General features: G+C 39.2%; 22 protein-coding genes and 1 riboswitch. Of the genes, 7 read left to right on the top strand and 15 right to left on the bottom strand.

What is annotated here, in order from left to right:
• Positions 1-95 precede the first annotated feature (95 nt).
• Complete coding sequence (locus tag FTV38_RS13785; RefSeq protein WP_180022781.1) at positions 96-869, bottom strand: hypothetical protein; 774 nt, start codon at positions 867-869, stop codon at positions 96-98.
• A 230-nt stretch (positions 870-1,099) separates the two neighbouring features.
• Positions 1,100-1,190: riboswitch (glycine riboswitch) on the top strand.
• A gap of 134 nt (positions 1,191-1,324) precedes the next feature.
• Between FTV38_RS13785 and FTV38_RS13780 the strand changes: the two genes are divergently transcribed.
• Complete coding sequence (locus tag FTV38_RS13780; RefSeq protein ID WP_180022780.1) at positions 1,325-2,566, top strand: D-amino acid dehydrogenase; 1,242 nt, start codon at positions 1,325-1,327, stop codon at positions 2,564-2,566.
• A gap of 92 nt (positions 2,567-2,658) precedes the next feature.
• On the opposite strand, the gene FTV38_RS13775 is transcribed toward FTV38_RS13780, so the two are convergent.
• Positions 2,659-3,309: a hypothetical protein gene (locus tag FTV38_RS13775; RefSeq protein ID WP_180022779.1), complete on the bottom strand. Its 651-nt coding sequence runs from the start codon at positions 3,307-3,309 to the stop codon at positions 2,659-2,661.
• Between the two features lie 100 nt (positions 3,310-3,409).
• On the opposite strand from FTV38_RS13775, the gene ispF reads away from it, so the two are divergent.
• Positions 3,410-3,898: a 2-C-methyl-D-erythritol 2,4-cyclodiphosphate synthase gene (gene ispF / locus FTV38_RS13770; protein WP_168378679.1), complete on the top strand. Its 489-nt coding sequence runs from the start codon at positions 3,410-3,412 to the stop codon at positions 3,896-3,898.
• On the opposite strand, the gene FTV38_RS13765 is transcribed toward ispF, so the two are convergent.
• The 4 genes from FTV38_RS13765 to FTV38_RS13750 all read right to left on the bottom strand — a co-directional run bounded on the left by FTV38_RS13765 (position 3,886) and on the right by FTV38_RS13750 (position 7,836).
• Complete coding sequence (locus FTV38_RS13765) at positions 3,886-4,410, bottom strand: protein tyrosine phosphatase family protein (RefSeq protein ID WP_180022778.1); 525 nt, start codon at positions 4,408-4,410, stop codon at positions 3,886-3,888. The two genes, ispF and FTV38_RS13765, sit on opposite strands and share 13 nt — an antisense overlap.
• 57 nt (positions 4,411-4,467) lie before the next feature.
• Positions 4,468-5,559 (bottom strand): 3-deoxy-7-phosphoheptulonate synthase, encoded by a 1,092-nt coding sequence (locus tag FTV38_RS13760; RefSeq protein WP_143221612.1) that lies wholly within the window; start codon positions 5,557-5,559, stop codon positions 4,468-4,470.
• A 127-nt stretch (positions 5,560-5,686) separates the two neighbouring features.
• Positions 5,687-6,583, bottom strand: coding sequence for a sulfite exporter TauE/SafE family protein (locus tag FTV38_RS13755; protein WP_078193863.1), 897 nt, complete (start codon positions 6,581-6,583; stop codon positions 5,687-5,689).
• A gap of 374 nt (positions 6,584-6,957) precedes the next feature.
• Positions 6,958-7,836 (bottom strand): MBL fold metallo-hydrolase, encoded by an 879-nt coding sequence (locus FTV38_RS13750; protein WP_180022777.1) that lies wholly within the window; start codon positions 7,834-7,836, stop codon positions 6,958-6,960.
• A 116-nt stretch (positions 7,837-7,952) separates the two neighbouring features.
• On the opposite strand from FTV38_RS13750, the gene FTV38_RS18305 reads away from it, so the two are divergent.
• From FTV38_RS18305 to lpxB, 3 genes are all read left to right on the top strand, one after another.
• Positions 7,953-8,456: a DJ-1/PfpI family protein gene (locus FTV38_RS18305; protein ID WP_306669476.1), complete on the top strand. Its 504-nt coding sequence runs from the start codon at positions 7,953-7,955 to the stop codon at positions 8,454-8,456.
• 66 nt (positions 8,457-8,522) lie between these two features.
• Positions 8,523-8,942, top strand: coding sequence for a helix-turn-helix domain-containing protein (locus FTV38_RS18300; protein ID WP_306669475.1), 420 nt, complete (start codon positions 8,523-8,525; stop codon positions 8,940-8,942).
• 106 nt (positions 8,943-9,048) lie between these two features.
• Positions 9,049-10,221, top strand: a complete 1,173-nt coding sequence (gene lpxB, locus FTV38_RS13740) for a lipid-A-disaccharide synthase (RefSeq protein WP_180022776.1) — start codon at positions 9,049-9,051, stop codon at positions 10,219-10,221.
• 4 nt (positions 10,222-10,225) lie between these two features.
• On the opposite strand, the gene FTV38_RS13735 is transcribed toward lpxB, so the two are convergent.
• Positions 10,226-11,176 carry an AraC family transcriptional regulator gene (locus tag FTV38_RS13735; RefSeq protein WP_180022775.1) on the bottom strand — a complete coding sequence of 317 codons (951 nt, stop codon included), beginning with the start codon at positions 11,174-11,176 and terminating at the stop codon, positions 10,226-10,228.
• Between the two features lie 181 nt (positions 11,177-11,357).
• On the opposite strand from FTV38_RS13735, the gene FTV38_RS13730 reads away from it, so the two are divergent.
• Positions 11,358-12,563, top strand: a complete 1,206-nt coding sequence (locus tag FTV38_RS13730; RefSeq protein WP_180022774.1) for an alkane 1-monooxygenase — start codon at positions 11,358-11,360, stop codon at positions 12,561-12,563.
• 461 nt (positions 12,564-13,024) lie between these two features.
• On the opposite strand, the gene FTV38_RS13725 is transcribed toward FTV38_RS13730, so the two are convergent.
• The 7 genes from FTV38_RS13725 to FTV38_RS13695 all read right to left on the bottom strand — a co-directional run bounded on the left by FTV38_RS13725 (position 13,025) and on the right by FTV38_RS13695 (position 19,898).
• A complete protein-coding gene (locus tag FTV38_RS13725) occupies positions 13,025-13,969 on the bottom strand; it encodes a phosphatidate cytidylyltransferase (protein WP_078191012.1) in 945 nt (314 codons plus the stop codon).
• A complete protein-coding gene (locus tag FTV38_RS13720; RefSeq protein WP_180022773.1) occupies positions 13,969-14,619 on the bottom strand; it encodes a 1-acyl-sn-glycerol-3-phosphate acyltransferase in 651 nt (216 codons plus the stop codon). The genes FTV38_RS13725 and FTV38_RS13720 overlap by 1 nt, the downstream gene beginning before the upstream one ends.
• Positions 14,620-14,680: 61 nt before the next feature.
• Positions 14,681-15,109: a hypothetical protein gene (locus FTV38_RS13715; protein WP_180003781.1), complete on the bottom strand. Its 429-nt coding sequence runs from the start codon at positions 15,107-15,109 to the stop codon at positions 14,681-14,683.
• Positions 15,106-16,458 carry a phosphatase PAP2 family protein gene (locus FTV38_RS13710; protein WP_180022772.1) on the bottom strand — a complete coding sequence of 451 codons (1,353 nt, stop codon included), beginning with the start codon at positions 16,456-16,458 and terminating at the stop codon, positions 15,106-15,108. The genes FTV38_RS13715 and FTV38_RS13710 overlap by 4 nt, the downstream gene beginning before the upstream one ends.
• Positions 16,459-16,476: 18 nt before the next feature.
• A complete protein-coding gene (locus tag FTV38_RS13705) occupies positions 16,477-18,231 on the bottom strand; it encodes a bifunctional alpha/beta hydrolase/class I SAM-dependent methyltransferase (RefSeq protein WP_180022771.1) in 1,755 nt (584 codons plus the stop codon).
• Positions 18,232-18,278: 47 nt separating this feature from the next.
• Positions 18,279-18,914, bottom strand: coding sequence for a CDP-alcohol phosphatidyltransferase family protein (locus FTV38_RS13700; RefSeq protein ID WP_180022770.1), 636 nt, complete (start codon positions 18,912-18,914; stop codon positions 18,279-18,281).
• Between the two features lie 90 nt (positions 18,915-19,004).
• Positions 19,005-19,898: an acyl-CoA thioesterase II gene (locus FTV38_RS13695; RefSeq protein WP_180022769.1), complete on the bottom strand. Its 894-nt coding sequence runs from the start codon at positions 19,896-19,898 to the stop codon at positions 19,005-19,007.
• A 154-nt stretch (positions 19,899-20,052) separates the two neighbouring features.
• Between FTV38_RS13695 and ybaK the strand changes: the two genes are divergently transcribed.
• Positions 20,053-20,520, top strand: coding sequence for a Cys-tRNA(Pro) deacylase (ybaK, locus tag FTV38_RS13690; RefSeq protein ID WP_180022788.1), 468 nt, complete (start codon positions 20,053-20,055; stop codon positions 20,518-20,520).
• 356 nt (positions 20,521-20,876) lie between these two features.
• Here ybaK and FTV38_RS13685 read toward each other — a convergent pair whose 3' ends face one another.
• Positions 20,877-21,440: a hypothetical protein gene (locus FTV38_RS13685; RefSeq protein WP_180022768.1), complete on the bottom strand. Its 564-nt coding sequence runs from the start codon at positions 21,438-21,440 to the stop codon at positions 20,877-20,879.
• Between the last annotated feature and the right edge of the window lie 202 nt (positions 21,441-21,642).

Raw genomic sequence — 21,642 nt, 5'->3', positions numbered from 1 at the left:
AATACATCACACTTTTCTAGTTTTGTTCGAGTGGTGCATTAATATAAGTAGCGGATATTCAAATAAATAATATTTTCAGTGATGTTAAGCGGACTTTATTGAAGATTGGATAATTTAAGCAAGATTTGTGATTTTGCGTTATCAATCTGATCGGGATTGGTTTGTCGAGACAATTGATCACGTGGTTTTTCACCTAAAAAATATTTGATCCGTTCAGCATTCGCACCCGATGGATGGGGAAGTCCTGCTAAAATCTGCTGATCTTTTAAATAGCCTAAGCTGCTTACATAATTTAAAACCTCATCTACACCTTTGCCTAGCGGAATATAAATTGCGTTCGGAAGCTGTTGAATCATAGGAATAAAATAATCATCAATATGTTGTTTTAATAATTCATTTTTCAACATTGCGGGCGTTAAACCTGCATAATTTTTTCCATTGATCAAAATGCATTGCTGTAAAACCGAGCACATTTGCACCATATCTTGATGATTGCTAAAGAGCTCTGCGGTGGTCTGAATGCCTAATTGATTGTGTAATCCAATATGATCTAGCAGTTGAGTTAAATTTTTACGAATAGGACCACTAAAAGCGCCACTATTCTTGGCAAGTTTAAGAATGTTTTCCTCAGATACTTGCTGTTCTAAGCCGTCCTTTGCTGCGATTAATGCATTACGCCATTGTTGTTGGCCTGGGCAGATGCCGACAATGACCACTTTTGCATCATGATTTATGGCCTCGAATGGTGCATAAAAGCTTTGAATAGTTCCTAGAGTCTTAAGTAGGAGTAAATCACTTTGGGTTAATTCTTCAATAGAATGTGTTTTGATCACAGATGCAAAGCGAGAGAAAAGCGTAGAATCCGACATAAAACTTCAATCTTTCTAGATATAAATTTCATTTAATATTTTAACCCTTTATTTTAAAGATTAAGTATTTAGGTGTAAAAAAAATGATTTTAAATTTATAGCCTAACAACTTAAATTGATATAAAAATAATATTTAACAATATTGACCCAAATAGGACTTGAGATTTGGTACAAATATTGCTCATATCTAACTAAGGCAATACCAAGATGAATGCCGAATAAAAAACGAATGGATGATTGCAGGAGAGAAGCACAGATCGTGCTCGCCGAAGGAGCAAGTTCCCCCAGGAAACTCTCAGGCAAAAGGACTGTAATCATATAAAAAATCTGGAGAGAAGTAGGCTAGACCTACTCACCGAAGGGGAAGGTTCACATTGCTTAGCAAAGAACCAAAGCTCTCAGGTAACAATGACAGATGGGGCGAACATAGGAAATATAATTTCCAAGGAGCCTATATGTGTCATATTGTTGTGATTGGTGCAGGTATTACTGGGGTAACGACAGCTTACGAACTCGGATTACTCGGTTATCGTGTCACTGTGGTCGATAAACATCTTTATCCTGCGATGGAAACGTCGTTTGCCAATGGTGGACAATTATCAGCGTGTAATGCTGAAGTCTGGAACCAAAAAGCAACGGTAGTGAAAGGCATCAAATGGATGTCACAAAAAACCGCGCCATTATTATTAAATCCAAGTTTTAATCTACACAAATATTCATGGCTCTTTGAGTTTATGGGGCATATTAAAGATTACCGTGAAAATACTCACGAGACCGTCCGTCTCGCATTGATGGCACGTCAGCGTTTATTTGAAATTGCTGAGCATGAAAACTTGCAGTTTGATTTAGAAAAACGCGGCATTTTACATTTCTTTCATAATCAACATGATTATGAGGTGGCGACTCAAGTTAATCATATGCTCTGTGAGGGTGGCTTAGAGCGTCATCCTGTGACATTAGCTGAAATCCGTGACATTGAGCCTAGTCTGACAGGTGAATACTATGGTGGATTTTATTGCCCAGGGGACGCCACGGGCGACATCCATAAATTTACGACGCAGCTTGCTAAAGCAACAGAACGCTTTGATGTGAAATATATGTGGGGCTTTGAGGTGACTGACTTTGAACATCATGCAAAAGGTGTCAATGTTCAGTTAAAAGCCAGTGATGAAAATATGGAACATCCTGATGCTGATACCATACTTGAAGCAGATGCTGTGGTGGTCTGTGGTGGCGTAGGTAGTTATGAACTTGCACATAAACTCGGTGACCGTGTAAATGTCTATCCAGTCAAAGGATATTCAATTACCATAAACTTAAATGATGAACAAAGTCAGACCAATGCGCCTTGGGTGAGTCTGTTGGATGAAAGTGCCAAAATTGTGACTTCACGCTTAGGTGCAAATCGACTACGTGTTGCAGGCACGGCAGAGTTTAATGGCTATAACCGAGACATTCGTGCAGATCGCATTCAGCCCTTAATTGATTGGTCGAATCGTAACTTTAATCTATCAACAGAACATGTGGTGCCATGGGCGGGTTTACGACCAATGATGCCCAATATGATGCCAGTAGTGCATGCAGGTAAGCGAGATCATATTTTCTATAATACAGGGCATGGTCACCTTGGATGGACTTTATCTGCGGCAACTGCTGCAATGATTAGCCAGCAAGTGCAGCAAACACATCCGATTTAACTGACATATTGTAGACATCAAAAAATTGTAGACATCAAAAAAGCCTCAATGTTGAGGCTTTTTTGATGTTTCTAAGTCATTCGAATTTGATCTTAATCATATAAACGATAAATCCCTGCAAAACGTTCACAGCCTTTTTGTTCAGTTTTTACTGAGAGTAAAGCTTTGCTGTAATTGAACTGATATTTGCAGTCGTGTTCATTATCTGTGATTTGATTTTTTTGTTCGGGTGTTGTGTAAGCTAAAAATGGGATGGTTTGTGTTTCGACTCGATTGTTAGGATTACGATAGGCAATGCCTTCAATTTTGATGCTGTCTTTGCCCAGTTGATGTACCTTTAAATGTACAGGTGATGTCGCAAAATGACCATTTTCAAATTTCAGATAATGCTGCGTTAAACTTTGGTTCATCGAGGTGTAGATATTCAAATCTTCATGGCGAAGCTCAAATTGTTGTTTAAAACACTCCAAGTTTTTGCATTGCTGAACTCGGCTATACCATAATTTTTGCGTATCTATCAGTAAGCGTATTGGGGCATCGGTAATCAACTGCGCTGTTAAAAAAAGCCCATCTAGCTTTTCACGTTGTTCTTCAAAACCGTTAGAACAGTAATTTTTTTTTGCCTGAGTATTGGCCTGATCACAGTCTATCTTTTCTGCATGCGTAAACATCGCTAGGCTAGAACCTATTAGCAGAACCAGTCCGAATTTTTTGATGATATTTATTTCAGTTTTCAACAGCATGATCGCTTATACTTTCACTATGTTGCGCTTGCCCACACTATAGCGAAATAGAAAGCGTGAATACAAGATTTCAATCATTATTTTCTCAAGGAACTCAAGCATGATAGCTCAAATTCGTATCGGTCAGGGCATGGATGTGCATGCATTTGAAGAAGGTGACTTTGTAACGCTTGCTGGTGTTCAAATTCCACATACACATGGACTCAAAGCACATTCAGATGGTGATGTGGTATTGCATGCGCTTTGTGATGCATTATTAGGAGCTTTGGCACTTGGAGATATTGGTCAGCATTTTCCAGATACAGATCCAAAATTTAAAGGTGCCGATAGTCGAGTACTTTTAAAACACGTCTACCAACTGATTTTAGATCGTGGATATGTACTTAATAATGCTGATATTACCGTGGCTTGTGAGCGCCCTAAACTAGCAAAACATAATTTAGAAATGCGTCAAAGTATCGCAGATGTTATGGATGTTGAAGTTACACAAATTAGCATCAAAGCGACCACCACCGAAAAATTAGGGTTTACTGGTCGCCAAGAAGGTATTCTTTCTACTGCAACAGTACTGATTTCTCACGCAAAATGATCTGGATGGATCAGTGCATGTTGTAAATCTTGAGTTGCTTTACGGCCTTGAAGTTGTAAGGCAACCGCATGGATTAAACCTGTCCATGTTTCATTGGGTTCCCAAATTTGATGCATCAAATCTTGAGCCTTTGGCATATCAACATCCATATAGTATTGACGATATAAATACATCAAACAGCTGACACGGAAGTTTTTCGCACAGTGTAGCCAAACCGTTTGACCTTGAACCAAATGGTCAATCATATCGAGTACTAAAAGGCATTGATCATCTGAAGGGGTATCCCAAGAGATCGGAACTTGGATATAGTTCAGGCCTAGATCTAGGCAAATGCGGTCTTCATGCTCGATATGATTGGATGCATCGGTCAGTGCTAAATTGATAACCGTTGAAACACCATATTCTTTGATCGTTTGAAGCTCAGAAGGAGATGGTTGACCGGACGTTAATAAGTGTTCATGTATATATTGGAAGTTTTCAATGTGACTTAACGCATTTTCGATTTCATTCATCTGACAAATAATCCTTCAAAGTAAAACGCCATCTCGAAGATGGCGTTTTTCATTCACTTAGCGTGTCGGTAACACGTCTTTAAGTGCTTCATGCATCTCTAACAAGACTTTTTCAGTCGTATCCCAATCGATACAGCCATCAGTCACTGATTTACCATATTCGAGGTCACAGAGGTTGGCAGGAATATCCTGACGACCACCTTTTAAGTGACTTTCTACCATAATACCCACGATTGACTTGTTTCCGTCAAGGATTTGTTCAGTAATATTTTTCAGAACAAGGGGTTGTAGGTACGGGTCTTTGTTTGAGTTTGCATGACTGGTATCAATCATGATTTTGCCACTAACTTTTGCTTTGGCTAATGCCGCTTCGGCATCTGCAACAGAACCTGCGTCGTAGTTTGGTTTACCGTTACCGCCACGAAGTACAACGTGTGCATAAGGGTTACCACTGGTACGAATAACTGAAACTTGACCTTGGTCGCTTAAGCCCAAGAAGCTATGACCATGTTTAACAGATTGCATGGCATTGGTCGCAACGGTTAAACCGCCATCTGTACCATTTTTAAAGCCAACTGGTGAAGAAAGGCCAGAAGACATTTCACGATGTGTTTGGCTTTCAGTGGTACGCGCACCAATCGCTGACCAAGAGATAAGATCTTGGTAGTACTGTGGTGAGTTTGGATCGAGCGCTTCAGTTGCACAAGGCAAACCTTTTTCATTCAATTCAAGTAAAAGTTTACGACCAATACGTAAGCCTTTTTCGATGTTGAAAGAGTCGTTCATGTCTGGGTCATTAATTAGACCTTTCCAACCTACAGTGGTACGTGGTTTTTCAAAATACACTCGCATCACGACATAGATCGTATCTTGTATTTTGTCGCTTAAAACTTTTAAACGGTCAGCATAATCATGTGCAGCGACTGTGTCGTGAATTGAACATGGACCAATGACAACAAAAAGACGTTTGTCATTTCCATCTAAAATATTACGTACAGTTTCACGGCCCTTAAGGACTGTTTGATAGGCAGTTTCAGTCAGAGGTAGCTCTTTTTTTAGTTCTGCAGGAGTAACAAGAGGCTGAATGCTTTTTACATTCACGTCATCAATGTCGTTTTGGGTAATAGAATTTGACTGTAAAGTATTCATTGCCGTCACTGGTTTGATTATACAAAAGGTTGTTTCGTGAGCCGAATATAACATGAATATAGCATTCAAATGTTATAAAAAAGATCAATAAGTCTCTGAAAAAAAAGTGATGAATCGGGCAGTTAATTTAAACCTGCTGACTATTCACCGTCGGTGCGATCAACATTGCAGTTGTTGGTTTTTCAACAGGTTTTGATTTTACTGGATTAATGATGAAATTCATGCCTAAAACAAACAAGGTAATGCCTAAGACTTTACGAATCACTTTTTCTGGTAAACGTGAGCTGATCAAAGTTCCGACAACAATCGCTGGAATAGAACCAACCAATAACCAACCCAATAAATGAAAATCGACATTACCTGAGCTCATATGACCCAAGCCTGCAACCAGTGTAAGAAGCACGGCATGTACGACGTCAGAGCCGATAATACGAATCATCGGTAAGTTCGGGAACATAAGCACCAAAGCCATAATACCGAAGGCACCTGCACCAACAGACGATAGGGTAACGAATACGCCTAAAATAATCCCCATGATGATGATATATGCACGCTTATTTTTAGCTTGGAAATTGATACGTTCAAGATCCGCACTCATATCATCCAACTGATCAGTTTTTCGAAATTTATTAAAGAATTTTTCGATATGACCACGGAAAATAATTGAGATCCCAGTAATCGTCAGCATAAAACCCAAAAACATGGTTAATACCGTTTTGTAATGTGTCGATTGGCTCAGATAGTTTTCCAGTACCCAATGGGTCGCAAAAGACGCAGGGATACTGCCGACTGCAAGCCAAATAACAATGGTCCATACAATATTCATTTTACGGGCATGGACTAAAGAACCACAAAATTTTGAAATTGCGGCATATAGTAAGTCTGTGCCAATCGCAATATGAGGTTCAATTTTATACAGGCTAATCAGGATCGGGGTCATCAGTGAACCACCGCCAACACCGGTAATACCTACGCAGAAACCTACAATTACACCTGCCAGAATGAACTCTAAAGGACCGACCATCGCTGAATGCCAAATATCAAAAAACGTGCATATCTTATGACTAATTGATATAAGTCGTTGTCTCGATTAGTGATTTGCTTGTGAAAAAAATAGATAAAGAATGTCTTTAATTTTGAAATAAATGAATTTTATCTAAACTAAGTTATTGATTATGGTTTTCTCAAGTGGTTAATAGTTCAAATGGAGATTATGCTGCAGTGAAATCATGTATTAAGAATATAAGGTGGTGAATATCTGAAGTGGATATCCAATCACTCAAAGCACACTAAGTTTTATTATCCTAGCTTTCGATTTGATATTTATCGATATATGCAACAGTGTACATAAAGTCCACTGCTGCTAAATCTCATACGCCTTAAAAAGACTAATATGCCTTAAAAAGATAAGGTTTCGCCATCTAGAATCAACACTTTATCCTGAATATTTTGAGATTTTACATAGGCTGCCAGTTGTTGACGCGTTAACGACATGTGATTAATGGCATCCATATGCACTGCGACAATTTTAGCCTTCGGTACCTGTTGCACAGCGCGTAAGGTGTCTTCTTTACCCATAATAATCGACTCTTTAAATCCATCGACTAAGGCGTTGCCTGTATTTAAAATAATCACATCAGGTTGGGAGCTTTGAATAGCTTGATCCACTTCAGGGCGCCAAATCGTGTCTCCCGCCAAATAAATGGTTTCATGTCCTACGGCTTCAAAAATGATCCCCATGGCTTCACCCAAGCCTTTTTTCAGTTCTGGGACACGATACATTGCATCTGTACCGTGTTGTCCACCAGTTTTGGTTAACTTCACACCTTCAAATGTGGTTTTCGTTAATACGCGTACATCTTTAAAGCCTTGGGATTGGATGGTCTTTTGATCTTGACTGTTTTGGACATAGATCGGCAGCGTTTTAGGAATCGCCGCTTGCGCAGCATCATCCCAATGGTCGAGATGAGTATGGGTAATGATCACGGCATCGACATTCGCCAAAATGGTTTCGGCTTTAAGCGGTAAATCCACCAATGGATTACGTAAATAACTCCGATGTGTATTTGGAAACCCTTCATAGAACCCTTTGGGTGCAAACATCGGATCTACTAAAAAGGTCGTATCTGTATAGCTGATTTTGACCGTCGCATTGCGTATTTCTTGAACTTGAGTGATTTTAGAAATATCACGGACTTTGTCTTGATTTGCCCATGCCGAAGCAGAGCCGATAACCAAAGCAGTCGCTAAAAACGTATAGCTTAAAAATGTTTTCATAAAAAGCATTCGTATAACAAAGATGACTTTATTATTGGGAAATAAATGCTTTAAATATATTGTCCTTAAAGACATAAATAGAAACTATTAGGCCAAATGGTATAATGGCTTTATTTATGAATAGCCACGTGATGTCTATACCTAAAATTGCGTTGTTTATATATCCAAATATTCCGCTGTTTCATTTTTCAGTCCCGCAAACCATATTTAATATTGAAATAGAGGGACAGAAATTATTTGAAGTAACGACGTTTTCGGTTGATGGAATGCCCGTCCGTACTGAAAAGACGGTCATGATTCAGGCTGATGGCGGCTTAGAGCAGATGCTTGATGCTGACCTTGTAATTATTTCGGGGTGGAATGATATCCATCAAAAGCCAGATCATGAGCTGATGACAGCCTTACAAAAGGTACATGAAAAGGGAATCAAGATTGCAGGCCTTTGCTATGGCGCATATCCATTGGCGTATGCTGGGTTACTTGACCACAAACAGGTCACGACACATTGGGCTGGCAGTGCCGATTTTAAGCAAAAATTTCCATGTGTGAACTTAGATAAAGATGCTTTATATATTGAAGATGCAGGCCTCATTACTTCCTCAGGTACGGGGCTGCTTTAGATTGTTGTTTATACATTGTCGGAGAAATTTACGGGGGCAAAAATTGCCAATAAAATATCGAGATTGATGGTAATTCCAACCCATCGTGAGGGCGGACAGGCGCAATTTATTGAACAGCCGATTTCTACAATGACTTACGATACGGAGATCAATCGTTTACTCGATTATTTACGGCATAACCTGTCGAAACCGCACACTATTGAAGAACTTGCCGTTTATTCCAATATGAGTAGAAGGACACTGACCAGACATTTTAAACATGCAACAGGGCTGCCTATTGTCACTTGGTTAAATAATGAAAGACTGCGATATGCGGCTGAATTGCTTGAAGTGACAGATTATTCGATTGATAAAATTGCGGAAAGTGCAGGTTTTAATATAGCAGTGCTATTTCGTAAATTGTTTAAGAATAAATACGGCACAAATCCGAACCATTGGCGGAAAAATTTTAATCAGCAGCTAAGTAGCAGTGATGAATATTCTTAAAATGGTGAATTAAAACCGTGCAGCTTTTTTCAGGAAATCTATTAACTTTGCGAAGGACTCGTATAGAATCTATAGCTAAAGAACATTGAGTTAAAAGGACAGACCTTTGCAAAATCGGAAACTTAAAATTGGCATCGTGGTTGGGGAAGTATCCGGGGATACATTAGGCGCCAAGCTTATCCGTAGTTTTCGAGAGCAAGGGATTGATGCGGAATTTGAAGGCATTGGTGGTCCGCAAATGATTGCAGAAGGCTTTAACAGCTATTATCCGATGGATATTTTATCGGTGATGGGGATTGTTGAGGTCTTAAAAGATATTAAAAAACTATTTGCTGTACGCGATGGTCTGGTTGAAAAATGGACTGAAAATCCTGTCGATGTTTTTGTGGGGATTGATGCGCCGGATTTTAATTTGCGTTTATCCAAGAGCTTGAAGCAAAAGCAGCTACCAATTAAAACAGTGCAATATGTCAGCCCTTCAGTGTGGGCATGGCGACAAGGCCGTGTGCATGGCATCAAGGCGAGTATCGATTTAGTTCTTTGTTTATTTCCTTTCGAAAAAGCATTTTTTCAAAAATGGCAAGTTCCGGCTGCATTTGTCGGACACCCATTGGCAAGTCAGTTGCCTTTAGATAATCCACTCGTTGCAGCTAAACACGAGTTAGGCTTAGATGAGCATCAAAAACATATTGCATTACTTCCGGGCAGCCGTCGCGGCGAAATTGAGCGTTTGGGGCCTTTGGTACTGTCCGCCGCACAGATTTTGACGGAGCAGCATCCAGACTATGTGTTCCTGATTCCTGCAATCAATGATGCACGTAAACAGCAAATCGAAGTGTTGCTCAAGCAGTTTCCTGAAGCATTACAAGCCAAAGTTCGCTTGATGGAAAACACCGATACCGAATCTAAAATTGGCCGTCTGGTGATGAACGCATCGAATATTGTCGCTTTGGCTTCGGGTACAGCGACTTTAGAAGCGATGCTTTTACACCGTCCAATGGTGACCTTTTATAAGTTAAATTGGCTGACCTATCATGTGGTGAAATTGCTGATCAAAATTCCGTATTATTCATTGCCAAATATTATTGCGGGCAAAAAGGTGATTCAGGAACTCATCCAACATGATGCAACGCCTGAAAAATTAGCAGCAGAAATTGAAAGCTTGATGGATGTTGAAAAATCGCAAATTCAAGTGATGCAGCACATCACCATGCATAAACAACTGCTTTCAGGTAACAGTGAAAACCCTGTGGAAGCGATTTTAAAGCTTTTAGATTAAACCTTTAAGGTGACTCAGTTTTTGCGAGTTGATGCTGCTGTCGATACTGGCTCGGTGTTAGGTCATAAAACTTTTTAAAAGTTTGGCTAAATGCCGTTTCAGATGAGTAGCCGATACGATGGGCAATTTGCTGAATAGTCAGTTGCCCCATTTGTAAGTGCTGTGTCGCCAGTCGCAAACGATGTTGCTGCAAATAGGCGAGTGGTGATTCACCGAGCATTTGGGTGAATAAACTGGCAAATTTAGAACGCGACATGCAGCATTGTTCTGCCAAACTTTCGACAGTCCAAGCTTGCTGGGGTTGTTCGTGAATCGCGGCCAAAGCATTGGATAATTCAGGATGACTCAAGGCATGCAACCAACTGCTTGAATCTGACAAGGCTGCAATATAATCACGCACACATTCGATAAATAAAATACTCACCAAATGATCCAAAATTTTGTCGCGGCCTGGACGGATCTGATGCGCTTCAACGGCCAGAAAATGTAAGCCAATTTGCAACCATTCAGGTGCGGTACTGCTCATGATATGTGGTGTATGTAACAGCGTGGGGAGTGCATTCACTAAGGGCTTTGCCATAATGCTGTCGACATGCCCACGGATCGCCAGTACAAATAATTCTTCTGCTTCATGAGATTCGGTAGAATTTAATTCAATGGTTTTATTTCGTTGCTCTTGAAACAGTGGCGTGATGTTCACTGATTCGACCAAGACATCAGACTGTATAGATTTGCAGTGATGGTTTTGCCCTGAGGGAATAAGGCAAAGATCGCCAGCTTCAAGTAAGACCTGCTCTTGATCGATATGCACAACACACTGACCTTGAATCACCACATACGCAACCATGGCATTGTGATCTTGAAAATGAAAAGCCCAAGGATGCTTTGATCTCAAATAAATATATTCAGATCGGTGGAGATGGATATCATCAAAAATTTTACTTAAAGCATCCATATTTCAAATATTTACTCATATTAATTTTGTATTTATAGATGGTCACTATGTGCTTAAAGGTCAACATTTATCCTTAAATGCCAAAGACGATCACATAGTTTTTTTGGACGCTTAAAACTGTTCTGGCTGCCCATATTTTACGAATATAAACACAGAAGAAGTAAATAGGGAAGTCTAGCGCATGAATGCACCAGTAAAATTAAATGAACAGCAGCTCGCTCAGTTAGAAAGCAAAATCGGTAGTGTTTTAGATAAAAAACGTTATGGTTGGCTATTGAGTCCAGGTTTACCAGTCATTGGTATGGGGATCTTGGCGGGTTATCATTTTGGTCCAAAACCGACAAAAAAACTATTTGCCATGGGCGGGCCGCTTCTACTGCATGTCATTATTCCTGCACTGGATGCACTGATCGGTGATGATGCCAATAACCCGACAGATGATGACATCAAAGTTTTAGTGAATGATCCTTATTATGATCGGATCGTCAAATTATTTATTCCACTGCAAATGGCAGCGAATGCTTTTGCAGGCTATGTGGTTACCCGTAAAGATGTTTCATTATTAGATCAAGTTCTACTTGGGATTTCGATGGGTGCCATCAATGGCGTCGGTGTAAATACAGCACATGAACTCTGCCATCGACCTCATAAAAAAGACCATTATTGGGCACATGCGACGCTCGCACCTTTGGGTTATAGCCATTTCCGCATTGAACATCCTTATGGACACCATAAACGTGCGGCAACACCTGAAGATCCTGCATCCTCAAAAATGGGTGAAACCTTTTATGAGTTTTGGCCACGCACTGTATTTGGTGGAATTAAATCGGCGGTGCAGATTGAGAAACAACGCTTAAAACGTAAAGGTTTAAGTTTCTTTTCGAAGGACAATGAGCTGTTTCATGGTTGGGCGATGAGTGCTGGTTTTCATACCGCGATGCTGAAAATGTTTGGTAAAGGCGTGACACCGTATTTAGTTACACAGGCCTTTTATGGAATCAGCCTTTTTGAAATTATTAATTATATTGAACATTATGGCCTGAAACGTGAGCAAAAAGCGGATGGAAGCTATGCGCGTACCATGCCTGAACATAGTTGGAATAACAATAATATTGTGACCAATCTATTTTTGTATCAATTACAACGACATTCAGACCATCATGCTTATCCGACTCGTCCATTTCAGGCATTAAGACATTTTGATGAAGCCCCAGAGTTGCCTAGCGGCTATGCCACTATGCTAATTCCTGCTTTAGTACCCTCTATATGGTTTAAGATGATGGATAAACGTGTCTATGATCACTATCAAGGTGATTTAACTAAAGCCAATATTCATCCTAAACGTCGTGCAAGTATTTTTAAAAAGTTTGCAATTTCAGTCGTTTAAATCGAATACCTGATGAGAAGAATCCCAAGCTTGTTTGTTTGGGATTTTTTTATTGTGTGTATTATTAACCGATGCTACGCAGTAACATCAGAAGCGCACGTTGATTCAAATAAAAGAACGATACACGGCAACATCATCCGCAATTGTTTGAGACAAGACTTATTGTAATCAGAAATGTTTCTGCGATTCATTGAATAATTAGACGTTAGTGAACGAGTTTTGTCGGTGAGGTGCATTGCACCGCAAGATGGTTTCCTTTCGAAGCTTCGCTTCTCATTTTGCCGAATGAGAAACAACGTTTCGTAAGAGTATCTCCAGCCGAAGGCTAATACCTTTATTCAATCCTTAGATGTAAGACACCGTCGCATAGACTTAAAAATCATTTTTAAAATGTGAAATTAATTCTACATGCGTAACATCATTTAAAATCCCAAATTTTCTATTTGAAACTTAGTCACTTCTTAAGACCACCAATAGCGCAAAATGTGGAAAAAAATCGGTGCAGAAAAGCAGATTGAATCAATTCGGTCGAGCATGCCACCATGGCCTTGGATGAGTTGTCCCCAATCTTTTACACCACGATCGCGTTTAATGGCTGACATGACAAGACCACCAAAGAAACCGAATATACAAACAATAAAACCAATACATGCAGCCTGTAGATAGCTAAAGGGTGTAAGCCATGACATAGCAACACCTAGTGCAGTGGCTAAAGCAATGCCTCCGATTAAACCCTCAACGGTCTTAGATGGTGAAAGTATCGGTGCGACTTTATGTTTTCCAAATAGCTTGCCACAGACATATTGTAAGACATCGGAGGCTTGTACCACCATGATCAGCCAGATCGCTAGCCAAATTTTTTCACCTTCAAATCCGGGAAGTTTAAGATTTAATAGCGCAGGCACATGCGAAATACAGAATACGCTGATCATCAGACCCCATTGAATTTTTGAACTGCGCTCTAAAAATCGCGTGGTATCTTCGGCTTTGAGTGTAGCGATAGGGATAAGAAGAAATACATACAGCGGAATAAAAATAGAATATAGCCCGTACCAGTCGATATACACCAAGTAATACTGGTAAGGGATGACAAAATAAAAAGCGATCAGCAACGGAAGATAATCACCGCGACGGGTTGGGAGTAAACTGATAAATTCACGTAAAGCAAAGAGTGAAATCAACGCAAACAGGATCACAAAGGCAATTTTTCCTAATGAAATTGCTACACCAAGTACCAACAACATGACCCACCATGCATTGATCCGCGCATTTAAATTGTCGATGACCGGTGCCGGCGCATAACCCGCTTTAAATTTTAGTATTGAGCCAATGGTTGAGGCAATAATCAAAATAACCGCAAAGATACCAAACAATACATAGGTCATTTGCGCATTGGTGAATTCCATTATTGATACTCCAATGCTTTTAATTTGAGTAATTCGTCCTGAGCGTAGTTTAAAAACTCAGATTTGTTCTGTTCATTATGGGCTTCTAAAGGTTTGCCAAAAATAACGGTAGATAATAATGGCAATGGTATAAGCGCGCCTTTAGGCATGACACGTTTTAAATTTGAGATCCACACAGGCACGATTTCAACATCAGGAAATTGATTTTTGAGATGAAATAAGCCGCTTTTAAAGGCTAATAATTCAACGTCATCATTTAAATTTCGAGTACCCTCAGGAAAGAAAATAATCGAGTCACCTTGAGCTAATACGGTTTTGATCGGTTCTAATGGATCTTGATTTTGCTCTCGATTTCGCTGAATAGTGACGCCAGTAAACGTGTCTTGAATGAGAAAACGTCGAAAGCCATCTTTTAACCAATAATCCGAAGCCGCTACAGGACGCGTCTTCCGTCTGAGATCTGTCGGCAGTGATGACCAAAGCAAAATAAAGTCGATATGGCTATTATGATTTGCATAATAAATACGCTGTTTCATAACCGGTTTGCACCCGACCCACAGACTCCGCGCGCCCGTGAGCAGCCGCGCACCACGACGAGTGAGAAAGGCAATATAGCGAGCAATTGAACGGCTTAAAAAATTACCTTTCATTGGTGAGTGAGCATTCCTTGAAGTGTCTAATGGATTTGGCATAGCTTCAAATTATTGTGAATTATTTATACAGTAAAAATATGCAGAGGAATGCGATGTATTGCAAGCAAAGCACAAAGATCTGCCATTTAAATAAAGCCAGACAACCTAATTCACGCAGCTCCCATGCGCGACCACATTTATTTGCAGGCATTAATTTTAAGTTGATTAAACTTAAGTCCAGCTCCTTGGTGGTTTGTTCAAGGTTTTGAGTTTGGCTGTATTCAGCGACAGTGGCTAAAAGTGCCGAATCAAATTTGATTCTCAGGCTTAAATAATGTTGTATTCCGAGCAAAACTAGACAAATTAATAAATATAGCAAATCGAATAGCATCACATTACCAAACTGGATAATGAGCCAGAGCGTGAGGATCGCTGCTACATAAGCTGAAATGAGCAATCCAGTGGTGGATTGTAACAACTTTGATAGCACCACAAGTTGTAAATTCATGGTGCAAGTCCTTTAAGTTTTAAACGATAAGTATTTAAATGTTTTATTTGCGGTGTTTTAAGCACAACCCAAGGACGGTTATGGCGAATAATCCGTAAAACATCTTCGACTGAATATTCAGGATGTTGTTTCAATAATAATGCGGCAACTACAGCACTACTTCGTGAATATCCCAAAGCACAGAAGACCAAGATGTTTTGTGCTTCATCATTGTTATTAGATTTCAAGAATAGTTCTAAAGACTCTACAGCGTTATGCAGCTGATTGGCCTGTAAAGGAATCAGGTCTAAACTCAAGTGTTGAGCATAGGAGCATTTTGGATAAGTGGGTAATTCTGCGCAACAATCGAGTAAAGCATCATATTGTTGCATGACCTGTTTGGACGGATAGCGACCTAAATAAATATAACTCTGATTGATTTTGATGATTTTAGAATCTTCAGGATGGCGATAGGTCCAGATTCGGCTATTGATCCAAGCAAATACAAAGTAGGGCGTGAATAGCATTTTTGCAGCAATTGTCATATCACCATGACTGAGTTTTTGAAAAAAATGGGGTCGATTGAATAAATATGCAAACGCAACTAAAAGCAGACTGCTTGCAGGATAGAGCAGCCAAAGCCACCAACCTTTTGCATGTGCGATTGCGCCACAAAATAAGGCAGCAAATAGATAAAGGATGCCGATTTTAATGTGCTTTAAGCTTAGCCGACTCTGGCTGTTTTGAGTCCATGGCGTAGGACAGGACATCGGGAATAGCCATAAACATAAGGCACCGACCAATAAACCCGTTGGGATATCTATAAAATGGTGCTGCCAAGTGGTTAGAACTGAGAGACCAATCAAAAAGGACCAACCATCTACCAGATATTTTAGCTTACCTGTGCTATGCCGACGGTAAAAATCCCAAAGAATCACCAGTAGCACAATATGCAGAGAGGGTGCTTGATTAAACGGTTTATCAAAGCCCATCAAGACATCAAACCACAGCCCGAAAAAACCTGTGAGTTCGGGGCGCTCAAAGCTAAAACGTAGCGGGAAAAGTAAAAAGCAGCTGATTGAAATGATTTGTGCTGAAAATAGTCGCAGTACATGTTGTTTTAATTCAAACTTATTCCAACAAAGTAATAAAGACAAACCATAGAACAGATCAATCGACCAATAAGGCACAATACTCCATGGCCAAAGTGGAATATATTTTTCCCATTCAAAGACGATAACAGGTACGGAAGCTAAGCCCGCAGCGTATTGATTGGCAAAACCATAACTTAAGAAGAAAAAAGGTGCCAGAAATGCCAAACACAGTAGGCCGTATTTCCAAGTTCCTTTTTCAGTATCCAGTTTATGCATAAGATTGACCGTCCAAGCTTAAATTTTTTGTGCAACGGAAACGGTGAAAATACCAAACTCATCAATAACTTGATCGATTTTTTTGAAACCAGCTTGCTCAACTAATGTATCCATTTCTGCTTGTGAGCGTAAACGCATCACCCATGCATCTCCTTGGCGATGTGAGGTCAGGGCACGGGCGATAAATTCTTGTTGCGGATGCCAAATTTGACCTGTGTAGATGAGATAACCATCTTTCTCAATGGCTTGACTTAAGCCTGATAAGGACTGTCTAAGTAAATCATTATCACTAAATAATTCGTATAAACCTGATACCACAGCTAAAGTCGGTTTAGGTTCAACACTGGCTAAAGAAGTGGCATCAAAGGCGTCCGCTTCTACAAATTTGGCAATCTGGCTTAAACCTCTTTGCTCAATCATTGCTTGACCCGCTTGTACATTGATCGAGCTATAGTCTCTAAGCAGGATGGATTCAGGCTGTTGAGGCAGTTTTTGTACAGCATCTAAAATATATCGGCCATGGCCTGCAGCAATATCCATAATCCGTACCGCGTGTTGGGCATCATGTAACTTAGAAGCATATTTCGTTAATAGCGCTTCAATATTTTGTTTTCTAACGCGAATACCACGCCAACCAATCGCATTTAAATATTGTCGATCGATGATTTTACCCAGTGCATTTTGGCTTTCTGATTGATCTCTGTAGACAAAATCTAAGGTGCTGCCAGAGTCATATCCTGTCTCTTCACCAATTTTTAAGCCCTTGGAAAAGAGACTACCAATTTTAAGATTTTGTTTGGTTAAGCTCCAAAATGCATGTTTTAAAGAATGTTTTGGAAGCGTTGAACTTAAGGTTTCTGCTACAGCACAGCTCGGGCCAATTTTATCGGCATCTAAAAGTTTAGGTGCGGAATAGGGTTGTTTAAAACATTGTTGAATAAAGCGATGGATTTTATCTGTGGCGATTTTGCGATGTTTTTCACCCAAAGTATCATGATAAAAACCATCTAAGACGTGAAATTCCTTCATTGGATGAGGAAGTTTTTGATAAAACGCCAATTGCGGTTTTTGATGCACCACGAAGTCAGATCCTGAACATAAAACCTGTGTAGGAACAAAAATATTTTGTGCATCTTTAACGATTCGATCTGACGCTGCATATAGACCCAGCAGCATCCGGACTGATATGGCCCGAGCGATCTGCGGGTCTGTTTCATAACTTTGCGCACGTGCAGTATCGTGCGTCAACATTTTGGCTTTGACATAACTATTAATAAAAAAGTTGCCGGCGAATTTGTTGAGGAGTGTTAAGCCGGGTTTTGCAAAAGGCACATAGAGTTTGATGTCAAATGCAGGCGAGGCAAGGCATAAAGCACGAATTTTAGGGGCATAATCATGCACCCATGTCGCGGCTAAAACAGCGCCAACGCTTTGAGCTACAATTGCTATATTTTCTGATCGAATTTGGTAATTTTGTTCTATATGCTGAACAAAATATTGAATGTCTTGAACGCATGCAGAAAAGCTCGGTGCATCTCCTCGTTCACCAGGAGTATTACCGTGACCTCGGGCATCCCAAGCGAAAAAATCAAAATCAGGCAAATTCAATTCATTGACCAAATGCGCCATTCGTCCCGAATGTTCATGGCCACGATGAAATAAGATCACCGCTTTTTTCTTACGGTTGCTTTTTAAACTGCTATTTTCCCAATGTTGATAAAACAAGGATGTTCCATCATGGCTCGTAAAGGTATGCTGAGTATTGTTATACATTGTGTTGTTCTCAAAATAATGAATCGACTGACGATCTAAACTGAAATTTATTGTGGGTTGATAATGCTATTTTTAATGCGGTTATAAATCGTAATAAATAATAAAAAGATGGTAATAATCAAAATACTATTGCAGATAAGAGACAATGTATTTAAGCCAACATTCAATATAGAAGAGGTCACGATGATGACGCAGATGATGCTAAATACAAAAGCGCGGTCACTTTTTCCCATTGGACCATCGTAACGACGTTCTTGCCCCACTAATGGCGCCATCACACCGGTATATTCGGCAAGTATGGCGAGAAAACAGGTTAAAATAAGTAATTCAGCTTGAATAAAAGCAAAACAAATTAAACTAAAATAGAGTGCTGAGTCGGAAATCACATCACATAATTCATTATAAAAAGCACCGAGTTTGGATTGTTGGTTGAACTCACGTGCCAGCATGCCATCTATGGCATTGAAGCCCATTCGAATAAGCATCCACACGGGGAAAATCAACAGTAAAATGCCAATACCGTTGTGAGAAAAATAGATATAAATAAAAAATGCCACAGCTAGCGAAATGAACATTGCCAGTAGTGTTACTTGATTTGCTGTAATACCAAGATGCTGAAGTGATTTAACCAAAGGTCGAAGTAAGTTTTGAAATGCAGGCTTAAGCTGGTAGATCGAAGGCATATTATTGTTATAGCGGTATGATTTGCATGAATTTTATACGCTTGATGCTTAACTTAACAAGAATTTGAATGTTAAAGATTGTCACAGGCCTCACGATTCGCCTATATAACGCATTAAATTTTCTTGTGTAGTACTTGCGACTAATTTTCCATCTTGCCACATTTGTCCATGACTAAGCCCACGTGATTGAGAGGTTCGGGTAGTATTCATGTCATAGAATACCCAATTATCTACCCTAAAGGCATGATGAAAATACATCGAATGATCAAGACTAGTTGCGAAGAGTTCAGGAGACAGATAATTTAAACCATGTGTTTTGAGCGCCGCAGAATATAAATTATAGTCTGAATAGTATGCTGCAATGGCCTGATGTATATGAAGTTGGTCAAATTGTGCATCCAAGGCATCATGGAGTTTTAAATATTCTGCATATTGATTTTGATTTAAGACAGAAGTTTGACCGGACGGTGGCAAATCTGTCAGCACGTATTCAATTGGTTTAGATATAAGCTGAAAAGGCTGTAAAAATGTGGATAGATATTCAGGTGAAATAGATGATTGGATTTGCGATTTATAGAATTGCTCTTCTTTGAGCATAATTGGTGGAAACTGTGGGATCAGATCTGGTTCAGGTATTTGATACTCCATACCCGTTTCGTTATTCATATAGGACAACATCACCATATATATTGGTTTGCCATGCTGTATGGCGGTCACTTGTCGTGTAGAAAAACTATGGCTATCACGTAAATTTTCGACTTTAAATAATACGGGATGATTTGCAAGGCCCGCAGAAATAAAGTTGGCATGTAAAGAGTGGAGTGGGAGTGTGCAGGTAAAGGATGCACTGACTATGCTCTGAGCAAGTAATTGCCCACCAAAAATATGGTCACCAAACAGAGGTTTGCTCTGTGCCAAAAAGTAGCCCTGATCTTTGGGCACTACAGTTAATAATTGGATGAGGTCTTGAGTCAGCGTTGTCATATTTTTTTAAAATTTTTGCTTTGTTTAAATGTATTCAACTCAAACTTATTGCACAAGTAGTGTTCATGAAAAATATAAAAGTCTTCGCCGGTCTTTCGAGAATGGGCTTATAATCGAGTTTTCTTAGTTGTCCGAATGGAATGACGAAAAAGCAATGACACCTGCATGTAAACTCTTAAAATCTAATAAAATCGACTTTACAATTCATGAATATGACCATGACCCAGAAGCAAAAAGTTTTGGTTTAGAAGCTGCGGAAAAACTTGGCTTAACGGTCGAAGAAGTCTTTAAAACCTTGATGGTTACGGACGATAAAAATTACTTTGTTGCCGTATTGCCAGTTGAATATCAGCTAAATTTAAAAAAAGTGGCCACAGCATTTGGCTGTAAAAAACTCAAAATGGCTGACCCAAAAGATGCAGAGCGTTTAACCGGTTATTTGGTTGGTGGTATTAGTCCAGTTGGACAGAAAAAACGCTTAAAAACGGTGATCGATGCTTCTGCACAGAACTTAGCTAAAATCTATGTGAGTGGTGGTAAGCGTGGTTTGGACATTGGTTTAAAACCCGAAGATTTAGCAAAAGTTTTGGGTGCAAACTTTGCTGATGTGATAGATGTCTAAACGGAGTTTATGATTCCCTAAAATCAATTGAATTTTACGGTGTTACTTACAATATTATCCACTATTCCCAAACCACTAAAATAACAAAAGCCGCATTGAGCGGCTTTGTAGTTCGATGACGCATCAAGTGTACGGAAGAGATGCTTAGGAATATAATCACAACTCATCTTCTCTTTTAAGCGAAAATTTAGTTATCTCGGAACAGCCGAAAAATTTTGGTTGATGATAATTACAACTTTTACTATTAGATTTTCAGCTGCTGTCTGGGGTGTTGATTAAATGTTCGATACTTATTTTTCTGCATAATATTTCAGGTGCAAGTTTATTAATTATGCACAAAATCACGAGAGATAACTTTATTTTAATTCAACATAACTTTCAGTGTTTACAAGCTTTATTAAGTAGTTTTGTTTTGTATTTAAAGTGAGCCCATTCGCATCTTTTAAATTTGATGTATGCAGGGCAATTAGACATTTTTGCGTGCCACAATGGATAACTTTAGCTTTAGCTGGATATGTAATAGTTAGTTTTTTAGCTTCGAGCCAATCAGTAATGAGGGCATCGTCAATGATAATTTGATTATGTTTTGTGCTATTAAATTCATTTTCAGCTTCTTTACGGGCATCTTTACCAATACTAATAACATAAAAAGTAAATGTGAAAAATAAAATATAAAAACCAACTAAATATGCATAGTAAATTCCACCACTTTGAACAATTTTATCAATTTTTTCACTGTGTTCTATGACTTCAAAATTATGAAATTTCTCTGATGAATCAATGGCGTCTTTAGCTGCAGGTTTTATGATATTGAGCGTAAATTGCCCAAGAGAAATCCAAAATAAGCCTACAACTGATAAAGGTTTTTGTATTTTGCTATTAATGGTATAGATAAAAATAGTTAGTAAAATTTGCCACAATTTTACTAAGATCCTTTTAAAAATCAGGTTGAAAATAAAGAGAAGGATAAATGTAATAAAGACAAATATAAATTTTGAACCGTACCGGGTTTGTCGGAGACATTTTTATTTAAGTTAGGCCACGTGACCTAACGGGTTAATCTTATCATAGTACATTGCTTCAAACTCAAAAGGCGATACATAACCCAATGCGCTGTGTACA

The sequence above is a fragment of the Acinetobacter sp. YH16044 genome (genome assembly GCF_013417145.1).
GTDB lineage: Bacteria > Pseudomonadota > Gammaproteobacteria > Pseudomonadales > Moraxellaceae > Acinetobacter > Acinetobacter amyesii.
Note: the sequence above shows the minus strand (reverse complement) of the source record. Positions and strands in the feature narration are given on the sequence as shown.